This window comes from Ensifer sp. 4252 (assembly GCF_050434565.1).
Lineage (GTDB): Bacteria > Pseudomonadota > Alphaproteobacteria > Rhizobiales > Rhizobiaceae > Ensifer.
Genome location: NZ_JBNDIU010000001.1, coordinates 1,182,973 through 1,198,477 on the forward strand (window position 1 = coordinate 1,182,973; position 15,505 = coordinate 1,198,477).

Below are 15,505 nucleotides of genomic sequence, written 5' to 3' on the forward strand. Positions count from 1 at the left end.
CTCCTCGCGGAGCCTGTTTTCGTTTGTTGGAACGAATCTCGCCAAGAATTGTCACCACAATTCCTCGTAAAGATCGCGCCAGTCCGGGTTCATGCGCTCGATCAGGTCGAGCTGACGAGACGCCAGAGCGGCGCTAAATGACCGCCGCAACAACCTGAGTCCGGCAACGCGCCTCCCACGTTGACCGCCGACTTGGGCGGGTGCATCCTCCTGTTCGCCAGAGGGGGGAAACGCCATGAGCGAGCCTGATCTCTATCTGCTTGGGCGCGCCGGGCCCGAGGAAGAACGGTTAAAGCGGCAGATTGCCAATCTCGCTCCCGACTCCGATCAGCAACTCGAGCGGATCGGCATTCGGCCGGGCGAGCGCGTCCTCGATCTTGGCTGCGGCCCTGGCGGTGTGTTGCATCTGCTTGGCAAGCGCGTCGGCCCGACCGGCTCGGTCCTTGGCATCGAGCGCGACGCCCACTTCGTCGATCTCGCACGCCGGTTCGTTGCGAGCCACGCTTTGCCACAGGTGGAAGTGCGCCAAGGAGACGCCTATGACAGCGGCCTGCCGCGCGGCTCCTTCGACGGGGCTCATATGCGGCTCGTGCTCGTCAACGTGCCTGAGCCGGAGCGCATCGTGCGCGAGATGGTCTCGCTGGTAAAACCGGGTGGCTGGATCGCCAGCTTCGAGGCCGATTTCCTCGCCCATATCTGCGACCCGCCGCTTGCTGCCTGGGATCGTCTGCTGGCCGCCTATATCGCCTATTCGGCAGCGCGGGGCATCGATCTGCACATAGGACGCCGCGCGCATCGGCTGTTCCGCGAGGCCGGCGTCGAGGCACTCAGCACGGATGCCATCGTGCACGTCTATCCGCCCGGCCATGACCGCCGGCCGATCCTGCGCGATTTCATCGCCAATGTCCGCGAGAGGCTGGTCAGCGAAGGTTTTGTCGGCCGCGCCGTACTCGATGACGACCTGAAGGCACTCGATCGGCACCTGGCCGATCCTTCGGTCCTCGTCACCTCGCACCTGTTCTTCCGGGTGACCGGCCGCATCCCCGACACGCGACACCCATCGGCAGGCTGACGGGCTGGAAGCTTCGGCTGTTTCCATTTTGGTGCGCCGCTTGGCAGTGTTGGCCGTTAGGCCTGCGGGCCTGCTTCCTGGACGGCAGTCGTCCGCCGATGCGCAAGACGCTCGCCGACGATGATCGTCAGTCCGGCAACGAAGATCAGGCCGGCGCCGGCAAAGACATTGGTGGTGGGAATATCGCCCCAGATCAGGAAGCCAAGCCCGAAGGCCCAGACGAGCGAGGTGTATTCGAACGGCGCGATCACCGAGATCGGCGCCCGGCGCATGCCCTCGAACAGGGCATACTGGGCAATGCCGGCAATCACGCCGGTACCCGCCATCAGGGCGATGTCGAACAGCGCCGGCGGCGTCCAGTAGAAACCGACGGCAAGGCCGGTCATCGCGATGAAGAAGACGTTGGAGATCGTCATCTGCGTCAGCGTCGTCTCGTGAAGGGCGGTCTTGCGCAGCATCACCGTGCCGATCGCCCAGAAGACGGCGGCCATCAGTGCCAGGAAAACCGGCAGCGAAAGCTTCATGCCCGTTCCGAGCGGATCGCAGGCAATCAGCACCCCGACGAAACCGAGCAGCACCGCGAACCAGCGGATCGGCGGCACGTCTTCCTTGAGGATCGGCACGGCCAGCAGCGTCACCACGATCGGCGCGGCGTAGTAGAGCGTCGTCATTTCGGCAAGGCCGAGATCGCGGGCCGCGTTGAAATAGGAAAGCCAGGCGGCCAGCAGCAACAGATTGCGCACGAACAACGGTTTGACGACGGGCGAGGCGATCGCGCGACGGACGAGCTTGCCTCGGCCGATCACCAGGCACAGCAGGAGAATGGTGATGCTGCGGGTAAACAGGATCTGCCAGACGGAATAGCCGACCACCAGCCATTTGACCGACGCATCCTGCAACGAAAACAGGAAATAGGAGAACGTCGTCATCACGATGCCGGAAAGCACTGTCTTGTTCATGGAAAGCCCCGAAGGCAGCCGGGAAGGAAGGCGGCAGCGCCCGTCTGATAGCGCGCCACCGCCAAAGGCGGAAGAGGCGCCGGCGGCCCGCGCTGTGGCGAAATCTTGGAGTGTGTTCGTACTTTGGCTTGATGGAGATCAAGGCCCCGGACCCGCCGCTTCGCTACGCATGGGGGCAACGGGGTCGGGGTAGGTCCCGGGAGTTATGCAGAAAGTCCCAGTGCTGCGGCAACAAGAGCGTATCCAGATTGATGCGCGATGCTGTAGATGACCGCAATATCGCCGCGAAACCGGATCCTCGCTGATGCAGCCGCTCGCCTTCACCCTTGCCGCCCTCGTGCTGCTGGCAACGCCCGGCCCGACCAACACGTTGCTGTGGCTTTCGGGAGCATCCGCCGGGTTCCGGCGCTCGACGCCGCTGCTTTTGGGCGAACTCGGCGGCTATCTCTCGGTGATCATTCCAGCCGTCGCGTTGCTGGCGCCGTTCCTCGCGGCGCATCCGCAGATCGGGCTTCTGCTCCGGATCGTCGCAGCCTGCTGGGTGCTTTTCCTCGCCTACGCACTGTGGACCACCGGCGACGACAGCCGGACGTCGAGCGAGATCACCATCCGGCACGTGTTCGTCACGACGCTGCTCAATCCCAAAGCCCTCATTGTGGCGCTCGTGCTCTTGCCGCAGACCGGCCTTGCGGCGACGATGCCGTGGATCGCCGGATTTTCGCTGCTCGTCGTTGTCGCCGGCTCGCTCTGGATCGGCGCCGGCGCCATGTTCATCCGGCTGTCGCGCGGCGCACGCACGTCCCATCTGCCGCGCCGCATTGCCGCCATCTGCCTCGCCGTGTTTTCCTTCGGCATCGCCGGCAGCGCGCTGGCAACGATGCTTTGAGGCAGCAGATTAGCCGCGATGGCAGATCAGGCGGCTGCCGCCGCCTCGCCGAGTTCCGTGCCAAGCGCGGCGATCAACTCTTCCCAGCCCTCACGCCGATAGGCAACCTGGTCGAGACCATCGAGGAACGCCGCCTGCTCGGTGAAGACGATACGTGCGCCGGTACCGTGCGGCTGGATATCGACAGTTGCCACCGAGGCTGAAATCCGCCGCTCGTTCTCCGCCATGGTATAGGCCGAGATGATGCGCCGGTTTTCGACGATATCGAGGTAGATCGTGTCGTTGTGATAGAAGGTCTTGCCGTCCTTGCTGAAACGGCCGCTCTCGCGCCCACCGACGCGGAAGTCATGGCTATATTCGGCGACGGGCCACCCGTCGGCCTTGACGAACCAACGGTCGTGCGCCGCCGGATCGGCGAAAGCACGAAAGACCTGTTCGGGTGTTGCCTTGAAAATCCGTTCGATGGTGAAGCTCGCATGTTCCACGGAATTGGCACTCATGATCTTCTCCTCTTCTATCCGTTTGGGCACCTGGGCAGACAGGCGCGGCTTCAGCAATGCGCTCTCCAGCAAAACTGCTTTCATTTCAAAAGCAGTTGCAACGTAATTCCACTGATGCAATAATGCAAGCGGTTTTGAAGGGGTCCCAATGAAAGACGATCATCGCTCCGGCTGCCCGATCAATCTTGCGCTGGAAGTCTTCGGCGACAAATGGAGCCTGCTGATCATCCGCGACATGATCTTCGGCGGAAAAAGGCACTTCCGCGAACTGCTGCGATCGCAGGAAGGTATCTCCTCGAACATATTGGCGGATCGGCTGAAAATGCTGGTCGAGCTGGGCATGCTGACCAAGACGGATGACCCGACTCACAAGCAGAAGGCCATCTACAGCCTCACCGAAATGACCATCGCGCTGGTGCCGATCATGGCGCATCTGGGCGCTTGGGGGCGGCGCTACCTGCCGGTCAGCGAAGAGCTCAGCATTCGGGCCGAACTGATGGAAACCGGTGGTCCGGAGCTGTGGAACCGATTCATGGAAGAGCTTCGATACGAGCATCTCGGCGTGCCCCTCGACGGTCCACCGCGCGTCCGCGCCACCCTGCAGGCAGCCTATGAGGATGTCGTCGCGAGGAAAACCCGGGAAAGCGCAGTCGCGTGAGGATTACAACCCGATAGCCGAAAGCATGACGAAGGTGGCAAACAGCACGAAATGCGTCATGCCCTCGATGGCGTTGGTCTGACCGTCATTGAGATTGATCGCCGCGACGATCAGCGTGATCGTCACCATCACCGTCTGCACCGGCGACATCGCCATGATGAAGGGCTGGCCCGTATAAAGCGCGATCGCCTCCATCACCGGCACGGTGAGGATCACGGTCGACAGCGATGCCCCGAGCGCGATGTTGACGACGGCCTGCATGCGATTGGCCAGTGCTGCACGCATCGCAGTCATGATCTCGGGCGAAGCCGAGATCGCGGCAACGACGATGGCGGCGACGGCCGGTGGCGCGCCGCTGCCTTTCAGGCCGGATGTCAGCAGCCCCGACATGATCTCGGCGAGCGCGCCGATCAGCACCACGCCGACCAACAGGATAATGACCGACGGGACGACCGGCTCGCCAGGTTCTTCAGCAACGTTGATCCCGTCGCCTTTCGCCCGGGGATAGCTGTAGCTGAAGAAGTAGCTGTGCACCCCCACCTGCATGCGCAGGAACAGCGTGTACAGCATGATCATCGCGCCGATGGTGAAGGCGGAATAGAAGTGCCATTTCGCAGCCGGCACGAATTCGGGCACGACCATCGAGATCCCCATCGCCGTCAGGATCATGACGCTGTAGGTGCGCGCGGAATCGTCGTTGTAGGGCTGCTCGCCGTGTTTCAGCCCGCCCAGCAGCGCGGCAAGACCGAGAATGCCGTTGATATCGAGCATCACGGCGGAATAGATCGTATCGCGCACCAGCGTCGGCGAACTCTCGCCGGTCATCATGATCGCGAGGATGATCACCTCCACCAGGACGGCGGAAAGCGTCAGGATCATCGTGCCATAGGGGTCGCCGACCTTGGCCGCCAGGACTTCGGCGTGATGGGCGACCCGCATCGACGCCAGCACGATCGCGCCCACCAATGCCGCCGCCCCGGCAAGCGAAGCTGCCTGCCCCATTTCGAGCAAGGGGTACTCGAGCACAAAACCGGCGACTGCGGCAAGCAAGGCGGCGAACAGCAGTCGTTCGGATTTCAGCACCGCCAACAAATGAGCCCCCTCGCCGGCCAAACTCAAGCAATGACAAGGACTATAGAAGCAGGCCACTCTATTTCAATCGGAACAGCTAAGGATTATTTTCCTCCCTGTTCTTTACCACCCTGGCCGGCTTGGTTAATCTACTGTCGAATAGAGGCGTAGCGGCCGTCGCTGCCCTGGCCCGGAACAGACATTCATGCTGTCGCACGATACCATCTGGCACGCCATCGATGCGCTGGCCGAGCGCCACCAGCTCTCGCCCTCCGGGCTTGCGCGCCGCGCCGGGCTCGACCCGACATCCTTCAACAAATCGAAGCGCCAGTCCGCCGATGGCCGCGAGCGCTGGCCGTCGACGGAATCGATCGCCAAGGTGCTTGATGCGACCGGAGCCACCATCGACCAGTTCATGGCACTGATGCGCCCGGACACGACCCGAAGCGAGCCTTACAAGGGTGCCATACCGCTGATCGGTTTTGCCCAGGCCGGCGCCGGCGGCTTCTTCGACGACGGCGGCTTTCCGGCCGGTCAGGGCTGGGACGTCGTCGACTTCCCCGCAGCGGCCGAGCGGCGCGCCGGCATCTACGCGCTCGAGATCCAGGGGGAAAGCATGCTGCCGCTTTATCGCGATGGCGATGTGCTGATCGTCGATCCGGGTGCGCAGGTCCGGCGCGGCGATCGCGTCGTGGTCAAGACCCGTGAAGGCGAGGTCATGGCGAAAATCCTGGTGCGGCATACTCCGCGCAATATCGAACTGCTATCGCTCAACCCGGAGCATCCCAACCGGAGTTTCGAAATGAGCGAAGTCGAATGGATCGCCCGGATCATCTGGGCCAGCCAATAGGACATCTTTCCTGATGCGGCAGCAACTGATCACCCTTGCAGGCGGGATTGCCGCCCTGGCGCTCTATACGGGCATCCTCTATGCCGGTGCTGCGACGATCCGCGACCGGGAAAGTGCTGCCACGCCGGACTTCGTGCTCGAAACGCCCGACATGGGGGAAATGGAGCCGGCGGACGGAGCCGACGACGTGCCGTTCGACATGACTGCCCCTGAACCGAACGACACGCCGCCTGATGGCGGCCAGAGCGAAAGCAGCTCCCACTCGACCGAGACCACTGCCCGGACCATCGAACCGCAACAGTTCGGCTTGCCCGAAGAGGTGACGACGAAGCCGCTTGAACGCATAGAGCCGCGCACGCCGCTGTCGGATACGAACACGGAAAAGCCCAAGGCGCCGACGATCCTCCAGCGACCGCTAGCGCTCGCAGCCGGGCTTATCCGCTTCGACAAGATGACGCTTCAGCTCGACGGCATCGAGCCGGAAGCGGCGGAACGGACCTGTGAAAGCGGCGGCAAGAGCTGGCCCTGCGGCATGGTCGCCCGGACAGCGTTCCGCAATTTCCTGCGTGCCCGCGCGGTCAGTTGCGATATTGCCGGCGACGGAACGGGCGAGACCGTCACCGCCCATTGCACCGTAGGCGGCCAGGATCCTGCAGCCTGGCTCGTTGCCAATGGCTGGGCGATGCCGTTGCCCGGCTCGCCGCTCGAAGAGCAAGCCGACGCGGCGCGCAAGGCAAAGCTTGGCTTCTACGGCGATGACCCGCGCGATTTTCGCCAGACGCCGATGCCATTCGACGATCCGAGCGCAGCAGCGGCGATGGACGAAGCTGCACCGGACTTGTAAGGAACGGCGGAACACACCAACTCTTCCCCGACACTTGCCGGAAAGCACCCATGCCCCCAAGCCTCAGCCAGCACGAAGCCCTCGTCTATGTCATGGTCATGATGTCGGCCGTCGACCGGGAGATGAGCGACGACGAGTTCGCGCGCATCGGCAGGCTCGTGCAGTTTCTTCCGGCCTTCGAAGGCTTCGACGAGGACCAGCTCGTGCTTGTCGGCCACGAATGTGCGGCCCAGCTTGCCGCCCCCGAGGGTCTCGACATCGTGCTTGAGATCGTGCGCGAGGCGCTGCCCGAGAGGCTTCACGAAACGGCTTATGCACTCGCGGTCGAGATTGCGGCCGCCGACCAGCGCATCCGCAACGAGGAGATCCGCCTGTTGCAATTGCTGCGCGATCGCCTCAGCCTCGACAAACTCACCTGCGCCGCAATCGAGCGCGGCGCCCTCGCCCGCTTCCGCAAATAACGACGGCCCCATTCAGCCGGCTCACGTCAACGTGTCTTGGCGCGGCGCTGGTGACGCGTGATATCGCTTTGCGGCAAACCAACAGTGAGGCGTAACGGATGCAGCTTTTCGGCGTGACCGAGCCACTATGGCGCCTTGCGGCCTTTCTCTCGGTCTTTGCTGCCCTGGCAGTGCTTGAGCTTCTGCATCCGCGTCTGGAGCGCCCAGAACTGCAACGGGCGCTGAAGGCGCGGCGCTGGTTTACCAACCTCTCCATTCTGGTGCTGTCCTCGCTTTCGCTGCGGCTGATCTTCCCGGCCGCGGCTACCGGCGCGGCACTCTGGGCCCAGGCCCGGGGATACGGCCTGCTGCCGGTGTTGGGCGTTCCTTCGCTGCTCGCCGGCGTGATCGCCTTCATCGTACTCGACTTCGCCATCTGGCTGGAACACGTCGTTTTTCACAAGATCCCGCTCCTGTGGCGGATGCACCGGGTGCATCACGCCGACCCTGGCGTCGACCTGACCACGGCGTTGCGGTTTCACCCGCTGGAGATCCTCTTCTCGATGGCCTGGAAGACTGGCGTCATCGTCGTGCTCGGCGCGCCTGCGGTCGCCGTGCTTTTGTTCGAGATCGTGCTGAACGCCGCCGCCATGTTCAATCATGCCAATCTGCGGCTGCCACCCCGCCTCGACCGTGCGCTGCGGCCGCTGATCGTCACGCCCGACATGCATCGCATCCACCACTCGACCGAGCGCTCGGAGACGGATTCGAACTACGGTTTCAACCTGGCGATCTGGGATCGGCTGTTTTCGACCTATACGGACCGGCCGAAGCTGGGCGACGATGCGATCGAAACGGGGCTCACTGCCTATGGCCGAAGCGAGCCGACCAGGCTTCTGTGGTCGTTGCTTCTGCCGTTCCGGCGTACGGATCAGTAAATACCGTTCGGGAAATAGCGAAGGTAGATCTCGTCCAGCCGTCCGCTGCGCGAAAGCGCCAGCAGGGCATGATCGATCGCCTGCGTCAGCGCCGGCTCGGCCTTGCGGTTCATGATCGTCAGCCCCTCGCCCAGAAAGCGCTGCGAGAAATAGGCGCCGTCGACAAGCGCGCAGCAACCGGCAGCAGCGCTGCCGGACACCCAGAAGGAAAGCTGCATGCCGTCGGAAAAGACGGCCGGCACCTCACCCTTTTGCAGGGCAGCGAGCATCGCATCGCGATCGGGAAAGATCTTGGCTTCGAGCTTCGGGAAGAAAGCCCTAAACATCACCTCATGCGTGGTCCCGGAGACGACGCCGACCGACTTGGCCTTCAGATCAGTCGGAGTAGAGACGGCACCGGCCGCCTTGGTGTTGACGGCGAAGCGTGCGGGAAGCCGCATGAACGGCCGCGAGAAGCCGAAGCGCTGACGCAATTCCGGGCTGACCGCGATGCCGGCAGCAACCGCCTCGCCCTGCCCCTCTTCCAGCGCCGGAAGCAGTTCGGCATAGGTTACCGCCTGGATCTGGCATTTGGCTTCGATATCGAGTTCGCGGCAAATCTCGCGCACCAGGTCGACATGGAAGCCCGAAAGCTTGCCCGACTGGTCAATGAAGTTGAACGGTGGAAAATCCACCGTGGTCAGAAACCTGAGCCGCGCAAGGCCGGTCAGGTCCGGCTTTGCGATGCGCTCACGCGCATCGAACAGATTGGGCAGGTCCTTGGGCTGGGCGGCGAGCGGAGCGGCCATCAGATAGACGCAGAGAGCCAGCAGTCGGTGAATTTTCATGGGCAAGGGCCAGCGCGTCTCTTCGGGATGCCATGCGGCCTGCAAAGCCGCGGATGATTCATGGGTGATGACAAGATTAGCCGGATGGAACCGGGCTGGCTACTGGCTTCGGCGCCATACCGTTCGCGCCGTCGCCCTCAGGAGTGCCGGCTCAAAGCCTGGCTGGCCGATATCGAAGAAAAAGTGGAGCGGGTGATCGGGATCGAACCGACGACATCAAGCTTGGGAAGCTGGCGTTCTACCACTGAACTACACCCGCAGCGCTTCGGAAACTTCCTCAACCGCATGCATCTGTCAAGGACCGTTGCGCCGCGTTGCCGCGCAACGGCGCTTTTTCTGTTATTCCGCGTGGAAATGTTTGGAGAGCTTGAGGCCCTGCGCCTGGTAGTTGGAGCCGAGGCCGAGGCCGTACAGTCCTTCCGGACGCTCGAGCATATGCTCATAGACCAGTCGGCCAACGATCTGGCCGTGCTCGAGGATGAACGGAACCTCGTGGCTGCGCACTTCGAGCACGGCACGGCTGCCGCTGCCACCGGCGGACGCGTGGCCAAAGCCCGGATCGAAGAAGCCGGCATAGTGCACGCGGAATTCACCGACCAATGGATCGAACGGCGTCATCTCGGCAGCGTAAAGCGGCGGAACGTGCACCGCTTCGCGCGACACGAGGATGTAGAATTCGTCGGGATCGAGGATCAGCTCGTCGCGGCCGCGGCTGTAGAGCGGCTCCCAGAAATCGAAGACCGCATGCTGCGCCTTCTTGTCGACGTCGACGACCGCCGTGTGATGCTTGCCGCGATAACCGATAAGCCCGTCCGGACCGGTTCCCTTGAGGTCGATCGAGAGCGCAATCCCACCGCCGCTGACATTGGGTTTCTCGCTTGCAACCAGCATGTCGCTTTCATGCAGCGCCAGCAGCTCCTGCTCGGAGAGCAGCGACTGGCCGGTGCGGAAGCGGATCTGCGACAGGCGCGAGCCGCGCCTAACGACGATCGGGAAAGTGCGAGGGCTGATTTCGAGATAGAGCGGGCCGCGATATCCAGCCGGGATCTTGTCGAACTCCTGGGCGCGATCGGTGATGACGCGGGTGAAGATGTCGAGGCGACCGGTCGAGCTCTTCGGGTTCGCCGAAGCCGACATGGTCTCCGGCAAGTCGAGGCTTTCCATCAGCGGCACGATATAGACGCAGCCGGTCTCCAGCACGGCGCCGTCGGAGAGATCGACGACATGCAGTTTCAGCCGGTCGAGCTTGTCGGCAACAAGGTGAGCCGGACCCGGCATGAAGCTCGCGCGCACGCGAAATGCCTTGGCGCCAAGGCGCAGGTCGAGGCTTGCCGGCTGGATCTGATCGGCATCCAGCGCCTTTTCGCTTTTCAAGCGCCCGGTCGCAAACAGCGCGGCGATCGCGCGGTCGGCCAAAATCCCAGTCTCGCGGCCCATTTCGATCCTCTTTTCAGTTGCGAGACAAAACCAAACTCCAGGAATTGACGCAAGCGCACCCAAGCAGTATTGGAGCTTTATCCCGTGGTGATTTGGCCGGTCGGCTTGCAGCCACGTTAAACAAGTAGCTAAAAAGGCCGGGTATCAAACCGGCCCTTCACGCGGCCGGTTTTTTTGTTTTTGAAGGTGACCGTCACATGAGCAAAAACTGGCGCCCGGCAACCCAACTCGTCCACGGCGGAACGACCCGCTCCCAGCACGGCGAGACGTCCGAGGCTATCTTCCTCACCCAGGGCTTCGTCTACGACACATCCGAGGCGGCGGAGGCGCGCTTCAAGGGCGAGACCGAAGGCTTCATCTATGCCCGTTACGGCAGCCCCACCAACGACATGTTCGAAAAGCGCATGTGCATGCTGGAAGGCGCCGAAGATGCGCGCGCCACGGCATCGGGCATGGCCGCCGTCACCGCCGCCATTCTCTGCCAGCTGAAGGCCGGCGACCATATCGTTGCCGCCCGCGCCCTCTTCGGCTCCTGCCGCTGGGTGGTCGAGACGCTGGCGCCGAAGTACGGCATCGAGTGCACGCTGGTCGACGGTCGCGATCTCGCCAACTGGGAAAAGGCAATCCAGAAGAACACCAAGGTCTTCTTCCTGGAAAGCCCGACCAACCCGACGCTCGAAGTGATCGACATCGCCGGCGTTTCCAAGCTTGCCAACCAGATCGGCGCCAAGGTGGTGGTCGACAACGTCTTCGCCACGCCGCTGTTCCAGAAGCCGCTCGAGCTTGGCGCGCATATCGTCGTCTACTCCGCCACCAAGCATATTGATGGCCAGGGCCGTTGCCTCGGCGGCGTGGTGCTGTCCGACAAGGACTGGATCAACGAGCATCTGCACGATTACTTCCGCCACACCGGCCCGGCGATGTCGCCGTTCAACGCCTGGACCTTGCTGAAGGGCATCGAGACGCTGCCGCTGCGCGTCAAGCAGCAGACCGAGAACGCCCGCCGCATCGCCGATTTCCTCGCTGAGCAGCCGCAGGTCGCCAAGGTGATCTACCCCGGCCGCGCGGACCATCCGCAGGCCGACATTATCGCCAAGCAGATGACCGGCGGCTCGACCCTCGTCGCCTTCGAACTCAAGGGCGGCAAGGATGCGGCCTTCGCGCTGCAGAACGCGCTGCAGATCGCCCGCATCTCCAACAATCTCGGTGATTCCAAGAGCCTGATCACGCATCCGGCGACGACGACGCACAAGAACCTGACGGACGAGGCTCGCGACGAACTCGGTATTTCTGCTGGTACCGTGCGTTTCTCGGCCGGCATCGAGGACAGCGACGACATCGTCGAGGACTTCGCCCGCGCGCTGAAGGCCGTGAAGGCCTGATGCACACGAACAAAACGGCCGCCCCACGAGATCGGCGGCGGCCGCTACTCTACGTCGCGAAAACGCATTCGCGCGAGCACAATGCGCGATAGCGCGGTGTAGAGGCAGACGACGGCAAACAGCGCCGCCAGCACCGGAAACCACGTCGGGAACAGGCAGAAGGCCAGGAAGACGGCGATCGTCTCGGTCGCCTCAGCAAGCCCCGTGGTGAAGTAGAGCGACTTTGCCCCCCGCACCTCCGTCGTCATCGCGCGCTTCTCGGCCATGATGGCATAGGCGAGAAAACTCGACCCGTTGACGTAGAACGAGAAGAGCAGCAGACCGCCCGCGAGACCGTTGGCCGGCGGATCGGCGACGATGAAACCGAGCGGGATGGCGCCGTAGAAAACGAAGTCGAGCACGATATCGAGGAAACCGCCGAAATCGGTCTTGCGCGTCGCCCGCGCCACCGCGCCGTCGAGCCCATCGCAAAGCCGGCTGACGGCGATAACGACGGCTGCGACAAGATAGTATTGTCCGGCAATCAGCACGGCGGCAACGAGGCCGAACGCGAGGCCCGCGATCGTGACCGCATTGGCGCTGACACCGCCGCGGGCAAGTGCCACACCCAACCGATCCAGCATCGGATCAAGCCGTTTTCTCACCGCACCATCAAGCATCGGCCTCGCCTTTCCGCCGCCTTGCCGCCGACGCATGCAATCCTGCCGTTATTCTTGACGAAACCATCTTGCTGTAGAATACCCTGAAAGACTTGAAACAAGGTGTTGCCCATGTATCGCGCGCTCACTCGCGACATAGAAGTTACGGTGGAGCCTTACTATCTGGAAGAGCAATCTGATCCGGATGACAGCCGCTATGTCTGGGGCTACCGCATCGTCATCGCCAACCATTCGGCCGAGACAGTACGGCTGATGACGCGCTACTGGCACATTACCGACGAGAACGGCCAGGTAGACGAAGTCAGTGGCCCGGGCGTCATCGGAGAGCAGCCGTTGCTGAACCCCGGCGATACCTACGAATATTCCTCCGGATGCCCACTCGACACGCCGTCGGGAGTCATGTTCGGCCACTACAGCATGGAATCGGAAGGCGGAGAACACTTCAACGTGGCAATCCCCGCCTTCTCGCTTGATTCACCAGGGCTCGTTCGAACCCTGAATTGAGATCTACTGTTGACGAACTTCGCTTGCTTCGAAGCGATAGGTGGTCGAGCAGAACTCGCACGTCACCTTGATCAAGCCGTCCTCGATCGTGCTCTCGATATCGTCGGCATGCAGCCCGATCAGCACCGAACGGATCTTTTCGCGCGAGCAGCTGCAGCGATCATAGACCGCTTGCGGCTGGTAGACGCGAACGCCGCGCTCGTGGAACAGCCGATAGAGCAGACGTTCCGTGCCGACCATGGGGTCGGTCAGCTCGTCGGCATCGATCGTCTCGACCATAACCTTGGCTTCCGCCCAGAGATCGTCCTCGTCGAAGAGGTCCTCGTTGTCGTCGCCGTCGCCGCCCGAAAGATCCGGCTGGCGCATGCGCTCCGGCGCATCCGGCAGGAACTGCGCGACCATGCCGCCGGCACGCCAGCGATGGCGCGGCTTGCCGTTCTCGTCGCGGTCGAGCAGTTCGGCGACGCCGAGGCGCACCTTGGTCGGGATCTGCTCGGACTGGCGGAAATAGACGCCGGCGATCTCCTCGAGCGTAGCGCCATCGAGCGCAACGATGCCCTGATAGCGCTGGGTATGGGCGCCCTGGTCGATGGTGAAGGCGAGAACGCCCTTGCCGAGCAGTTCATGAGACTGGGTGCGTCCGTCCTTCAGAGCCTCCTCCAGCGCTTCCTCATTGAAGCGGGCATAAGCGCGCACCCGATCGGGCGTGGCAAAATCGGCGACGACGAGATCGACCGGACCGTCGCCCTTCGTCTGAACGATAAGCTTGCCTTCGAACTTCAGCGACGTGCCGAGCAACACGGTCAACACGACGGTCTCGGCAACGAGCCGAGCGACCGGAAGCGGATAGTTGTGGCGCTCAAGGATCGCATCGAGCATCGGGCCGAGCTGAACGGCACGGCCACGCACGTCGAGGCCTTCCACCTGGAAGGGCACGACATGGTCGTCACCGGCAAAATCGAATTCGCCAAGTCCTGGTGCCATCTCAGTCATCTGCTGCTCCTTACGTCACTAAAGCGCGTCGCGATCGCCAGGATTCGCTGACTGCGCCTTAAGTTTTTGTTCTCACGCATGTCGTTATCGCAAAACCGCTGCGCACTTTTCCGCGACATGCTCTGGAGAAGGCCGCGCAGAGGACATAAACATCCTCCGGCGCAGCCTGCCCGTTACCCTATTTGATCCCGCCATAAACGGATTTGTCCAGCAGGCATGTGCCGTTTTGACGGCCGATCATGCGCTGCCTGTCGTCAGGTTGCGTCCGTTGTTTCCACCCCGGAACGTCCCGTATGCGGCCTAAATCGGGTCGCATGCGGCAAATTTCAATAGGCAGACTCGCCGATCAGACGAGCCCCATGCACCAGGCGATGATCGACTTCTGTGCGTGCAGCCTGTTTTCCGCCTCGTCGAACACCACCGACTGCGGGCCGTCGATGACCTCGTCGGTCACTTCCTCGCCGCGATGCGCCGGCAGGCAGTGCATGAACAGCGCGTCCGGCGAGGCGTGCTTCATTAACGCTTCGTTGACCTGGAACGGCTGGAAGACGTTGTGGCCGCGAGCGCGATGCTCCTGGTTCATGGAGATCCAGGTGTCGGTAACGACGCAATGGGCACCGGCGACGGCCTGCTCGGCATCATGGCAAAGCAGGATCTCGCCGCCATTGTTGCGCGCCCAGTTGAGGATCTTGTCGTGCGGCTCGGAGCCGAGCGGCACAGCCATGTTCATGCGGTAGCCGAAACGAGCAGACCCCTCGATCAGCGAGTGAAGCACATTGTTGCCGTCGCCGGTCCAGGCGATGGTCTTGCCCTTCACCGGGCCGCGGTGCTCCTCGAAGGTCATGATATCGGCCATGATCTGACAGGGATGGGTGTCGTCGGTCAGGCCGTTGATGACGGGTACCGTCGCGTGCTCGGCAAGCTCGATAAGCCGGCGATGGTCGGTGGTGCGGATCATGATCGCATCGACGTAGCGCGACAGCACCTTTGCGGTGTCGCCGATGGTCTCGGCACGGCCGAGCTGCATCTCGGTGCCCGAGAGAAACAGGGTTTCGCCGCCGAGCTGGCGCATGCCGACATCGAAGGAGACGCGCGTACGGGTCGAAGGCTTTTCGAAAATCATCGCCAGCATCTTGCCGGCGAGCGGCTTCTCGGCCGTTCCGGCCTTCGTCGCCGTCTTTCGCACGAGGGCATCGTCGATGATGGTCCTGAGATCCGCTGCCGTCATGACCGAAAGATCGATGAAATGTCTTGTGCCTGCCATCGTACTCAATTCCTGTCCTCAGAATGGCCCGTGAAGCGCGGCTGGTGTCGAAGAGCAAAAAACGCTTCGACACCTCGGGTTCGCGCATGGACCCTTGGGAAAATCGCTGCCGATTTCCGGGTTCACAAACTCGAGCGTTTCTGGCTTAGAAGGAACAACAGAAACGCTTATCACTTTGTTTTACGCATTTTCCCAACGGAAAACCGCTCCGCACTTTTCCT

General features: G+C 62.6%; 17 protein-coding genes, 1 tRNA gene and 1 riboswitch. Of the genes, 9 read left to right on the forward strand and 9 right to left on the reverse strand.

Annotated elements, in window-relative coordinates; genetic code table 11:
- Positions 1-235 precede the first annotated feature (235 nt).
- The gene (locus ABIE33_RS05745; RefSeq protein WP_429122454.1) at positions 236-1,072 is read left to right on the forward strand and encodes a methyltransferase domain-containing protein; all 837 of its coding nucleotides are present in this window, start codon (positions 236-238) and stop codon (positions 1,070-1,072) included.
- A gap of 56 nt (positions 1,073-1,128) precedes the next feature.
- Here ABIE33_RS05745 and ABIE33_RS05750 read toward each other — a convergent pair whose 3' ends face one another.
- On the reverse strand, positions 1,129-2,031 hold the full coding sequence (locus ABIE33_RS05750; RefSeq protein WP_429122457.1) for a DMT family transporter: 903 nt from the start codon (positions 2,029-2,031) through the stop codon (positions 1,129-1,131).
- A 304-nt stretch (positions 2,032-2,335) separates the two neighbouring features.
- Here ABIE33_RS05750 and ABIE33_RS05755 point away from each other — a divergent pair, with 304 nt between their 5' ends.
- A complete protein-coding gene (locus tag ABIE33_RS05755; protein ID WP_429122460.1) occupies positions 2,336-2,917 on the forward strand; it encodes a LysE family translocator in 582 nt (193 codons plus the stop codon).
- Positions 2,918-2,943: 26 nt separating this feature from the next.
- Here ABIE33_RS05755 and ABIE33_RS05760 read toward each other — a convergent pair whose 3' ends face one another.
- Complete coding sequence (locus ABIE33_RS05760; RefSeq protein ID WP_429122462.1) at positions 2,944-3,417, reverse strand: SRPBCC family protein; 474 nt, start codon at positions 3,415-3,417, stop codon at positions 2,944-2,946.
- Positions 3,418-3,565: 148 nt separating this feature from the next.
- Between ABIE33_RS05760 and ABIE33_RS05765 the strand changes: the two genes are divergently transcribed.
- Positions 3,566-4,075: a winged helix-turn-helix transcriptional regulator gene (locus tag ABIE33_RS05765; protein WP_429122465.1), complete on the forward strand. Its 510-nt coding sequence runs from the start codon at positions 3,566-3,568 to the stop codon at positions 4,073-4,075.
- Positions 4,076-4,078: 3 nt separating this feature from the next.
- Here ABIE33_RS05765 and ABIE33_RS05770 read toward each other — a convergent pair whose 3' ends face one another.
- A complete protein-coding gene (locus ABIE33_RS05770) occupies positions 4,079-5,167 on the reverse strand; it encodes a calcium:proton antiporter (protein WP_429122467.1) in 1,089 nt (362 codons plus the stop codon).
- A gap of 184 nt (positions 5,168-5,351) precedes the next feature.
- Between ABIE33_RS05770 and ABIE33_RS05775 the strand changes: the two genes are divergently transcribed.
- The 4 genes from ABIE33_RS05775 (at position 5,352) to ABIE33_RS05790 (ending at position 8,218) form a co-directional block, all read left to right on the forward strand.
- Positions 5,352-5,996 (forward strand): S24 family peptidase, encoded by a 645-nt coding sequence (locus tag ABIE33_RS05775; RefSeq protein WP_429122470.1) that lies wholly within the window; start codon positions 5,352-5,354, stop codon positions 5,994-5,996.
- 13 nt (positions 5,997-6,009) lie between these two features.
- The gene (locus tag ABIE33_RS05780; protein WP_429122472.1) at positions 6,010-6,840 is read left to right on the forward strand and encodes a thermonuclease family protein; all 831 of its coding nucleotides are present in this window, start codon (positions 6,010-6,012) and stop codon (positions 6,838-6,840) included.
- Positions 6,841-6,890: 50 nt separating this feature from the next.
- Complete coding sequence (locus ABIE33_RS05785; RefSeq protein WP_429122475.1) at positions 6,891-7,301, forward strand: tellurite resistance TerB family protein; 411 nt, start codon at positions 6,891-6,893, stop codon at positions 7,299-7,301.
- A 98-nt stretch (positions 7,302-7,399) separates the two neighbouring features.
- On the forward strand, positions 7,400-8,218 hold the full coding sequence (locus ABIE33_RS05790) for a sterol desaturase family protein (protein WP_429122477.1): 819 nt from the start codon (positions 7,400-7,402) through the stop codon (positions 8,216-8,218).
- On the opposite strand, the gene ABIE33_RS05795 is transcribed toward ABIE33_RS05790, so the two are convergent.
- From ABIE33_RS05795 to ABIE33_RS05805, 3 genes are all read right to left on the reverse strand, one after another.
- A complete protein-coding gene (locus ABIE33_RS05795) occupies positions 8,212-9,045 on the reverse strand; it encodes a transporter substrate-binding domain-containing protein (RefSeq protein ID WP_429122480.1) in 834 nt (277 codons plus the stop codon). The two genes, ABIE33_RS05790 and ABIE33_RS05795, sit on opposite strands and share 7 nt — an antisense overlap.
- Positions 9,046-9,229: 184 nt before the next feature.
- Positions 9,230-9,304, reverse strand: a tRNA-Gly gene (locus tag ABIE33_RS05800).
- Between the two features lie 80 nt (positions 9,305-9,384).
- On the reverse strand, positions 9,385-10,482 hold the full coding sequence (locus tag ABIE33_RS05805) for a 2'-deoxycytidine 5'-triphosphate deaminase (protein WP_429122483.1): 1,098 nt from the start codon (positions 10,480-10,482) through the stop codon (positions 9,385-9,387).
- A gap of 74 nt (positions 10,483-10,556) precedes the next feature.
- A riboswitch (SAM riboswitch) is annotated at positions 10,557-10,635 on the forward strand.
- Between the two features lie 44 nt (positions 10,636-10,679).
- On the opposite strand from ABIE33_RS05805, the gene ABIE33_RS05810 reads away from it, so the two are divergent.
- A complete protein-coding gene (locus ABIE33_RS05810; protein WP_429122486.1) occupies positions 10,680-11,864 on the forward strand; it encodes an O-succinylhomoserine sulfhydrylase in 1,185 nt (394 codons plus the stop codon).
- Positions 11,865-11,908: 44 nt separating this feature from the next.
- On the opposite strand, the gene ABIE33_RS05815 is transcribed toward ABIE33_RS05810, so the two are convergent.
- Entirely contained in the window at positions 11,909-12,523 is a 615-nt protein-coding gene (locus tag ABIE33_RS05815) for a CDP-alcohol phosphatidyltransferase family protein (RefSeq protein ID WP_429122489.1), read from the reverse strand.
- A 111-nt stretch (positions 12,524-12,634) separates the two neighbouring features.
- Here ABIE33_RS05815 and apaG point away from each other — a divergent pair, with 111 nt between their 5' ends.
- Positions 12,635-13,027, forward strand: a complete 393-nt coding sequence (apaG, locus tag ABIE33_RS05820) for a Co2+/Mg2+ efflux protein ApaG (protein ID WP_429123117.1) — start codon at positions 12,635-12,637, stop codon at positions 13,025-13,027.
- Positions 13,028-13,030: 3 nt separating this feature from the next.
- Here apaG and ABIE33_RS05825 read toward each other — a convergent pair whose 3' ends face one another.
- On the reverse strand, positions 13,031-14,020 hold the full coding sequence (locus tag ABIE33_RS05825; RefSeq protein ID WP_429122492.1) for an Hsp33 family molecular chaperone: 990 nt from the start codon (positions 14,018-14,020) through the stop codon (positions 13,031-13,033).
- A gap of 346 nt (positions 14,021-14,366) precedes the next feature.
- A complete protein-coding gene (gene argF / locus ABIE33_RS05830; protein ID WP_429122495.1) occupies positions 14,367-15,284 on the reverse strand; it encodes an ornithine carbamoyltransferase in 918 nt (305 codons plus the stop codon).
- Positions 15,285-15,505 lie beyond the last annotated feature (221 nt).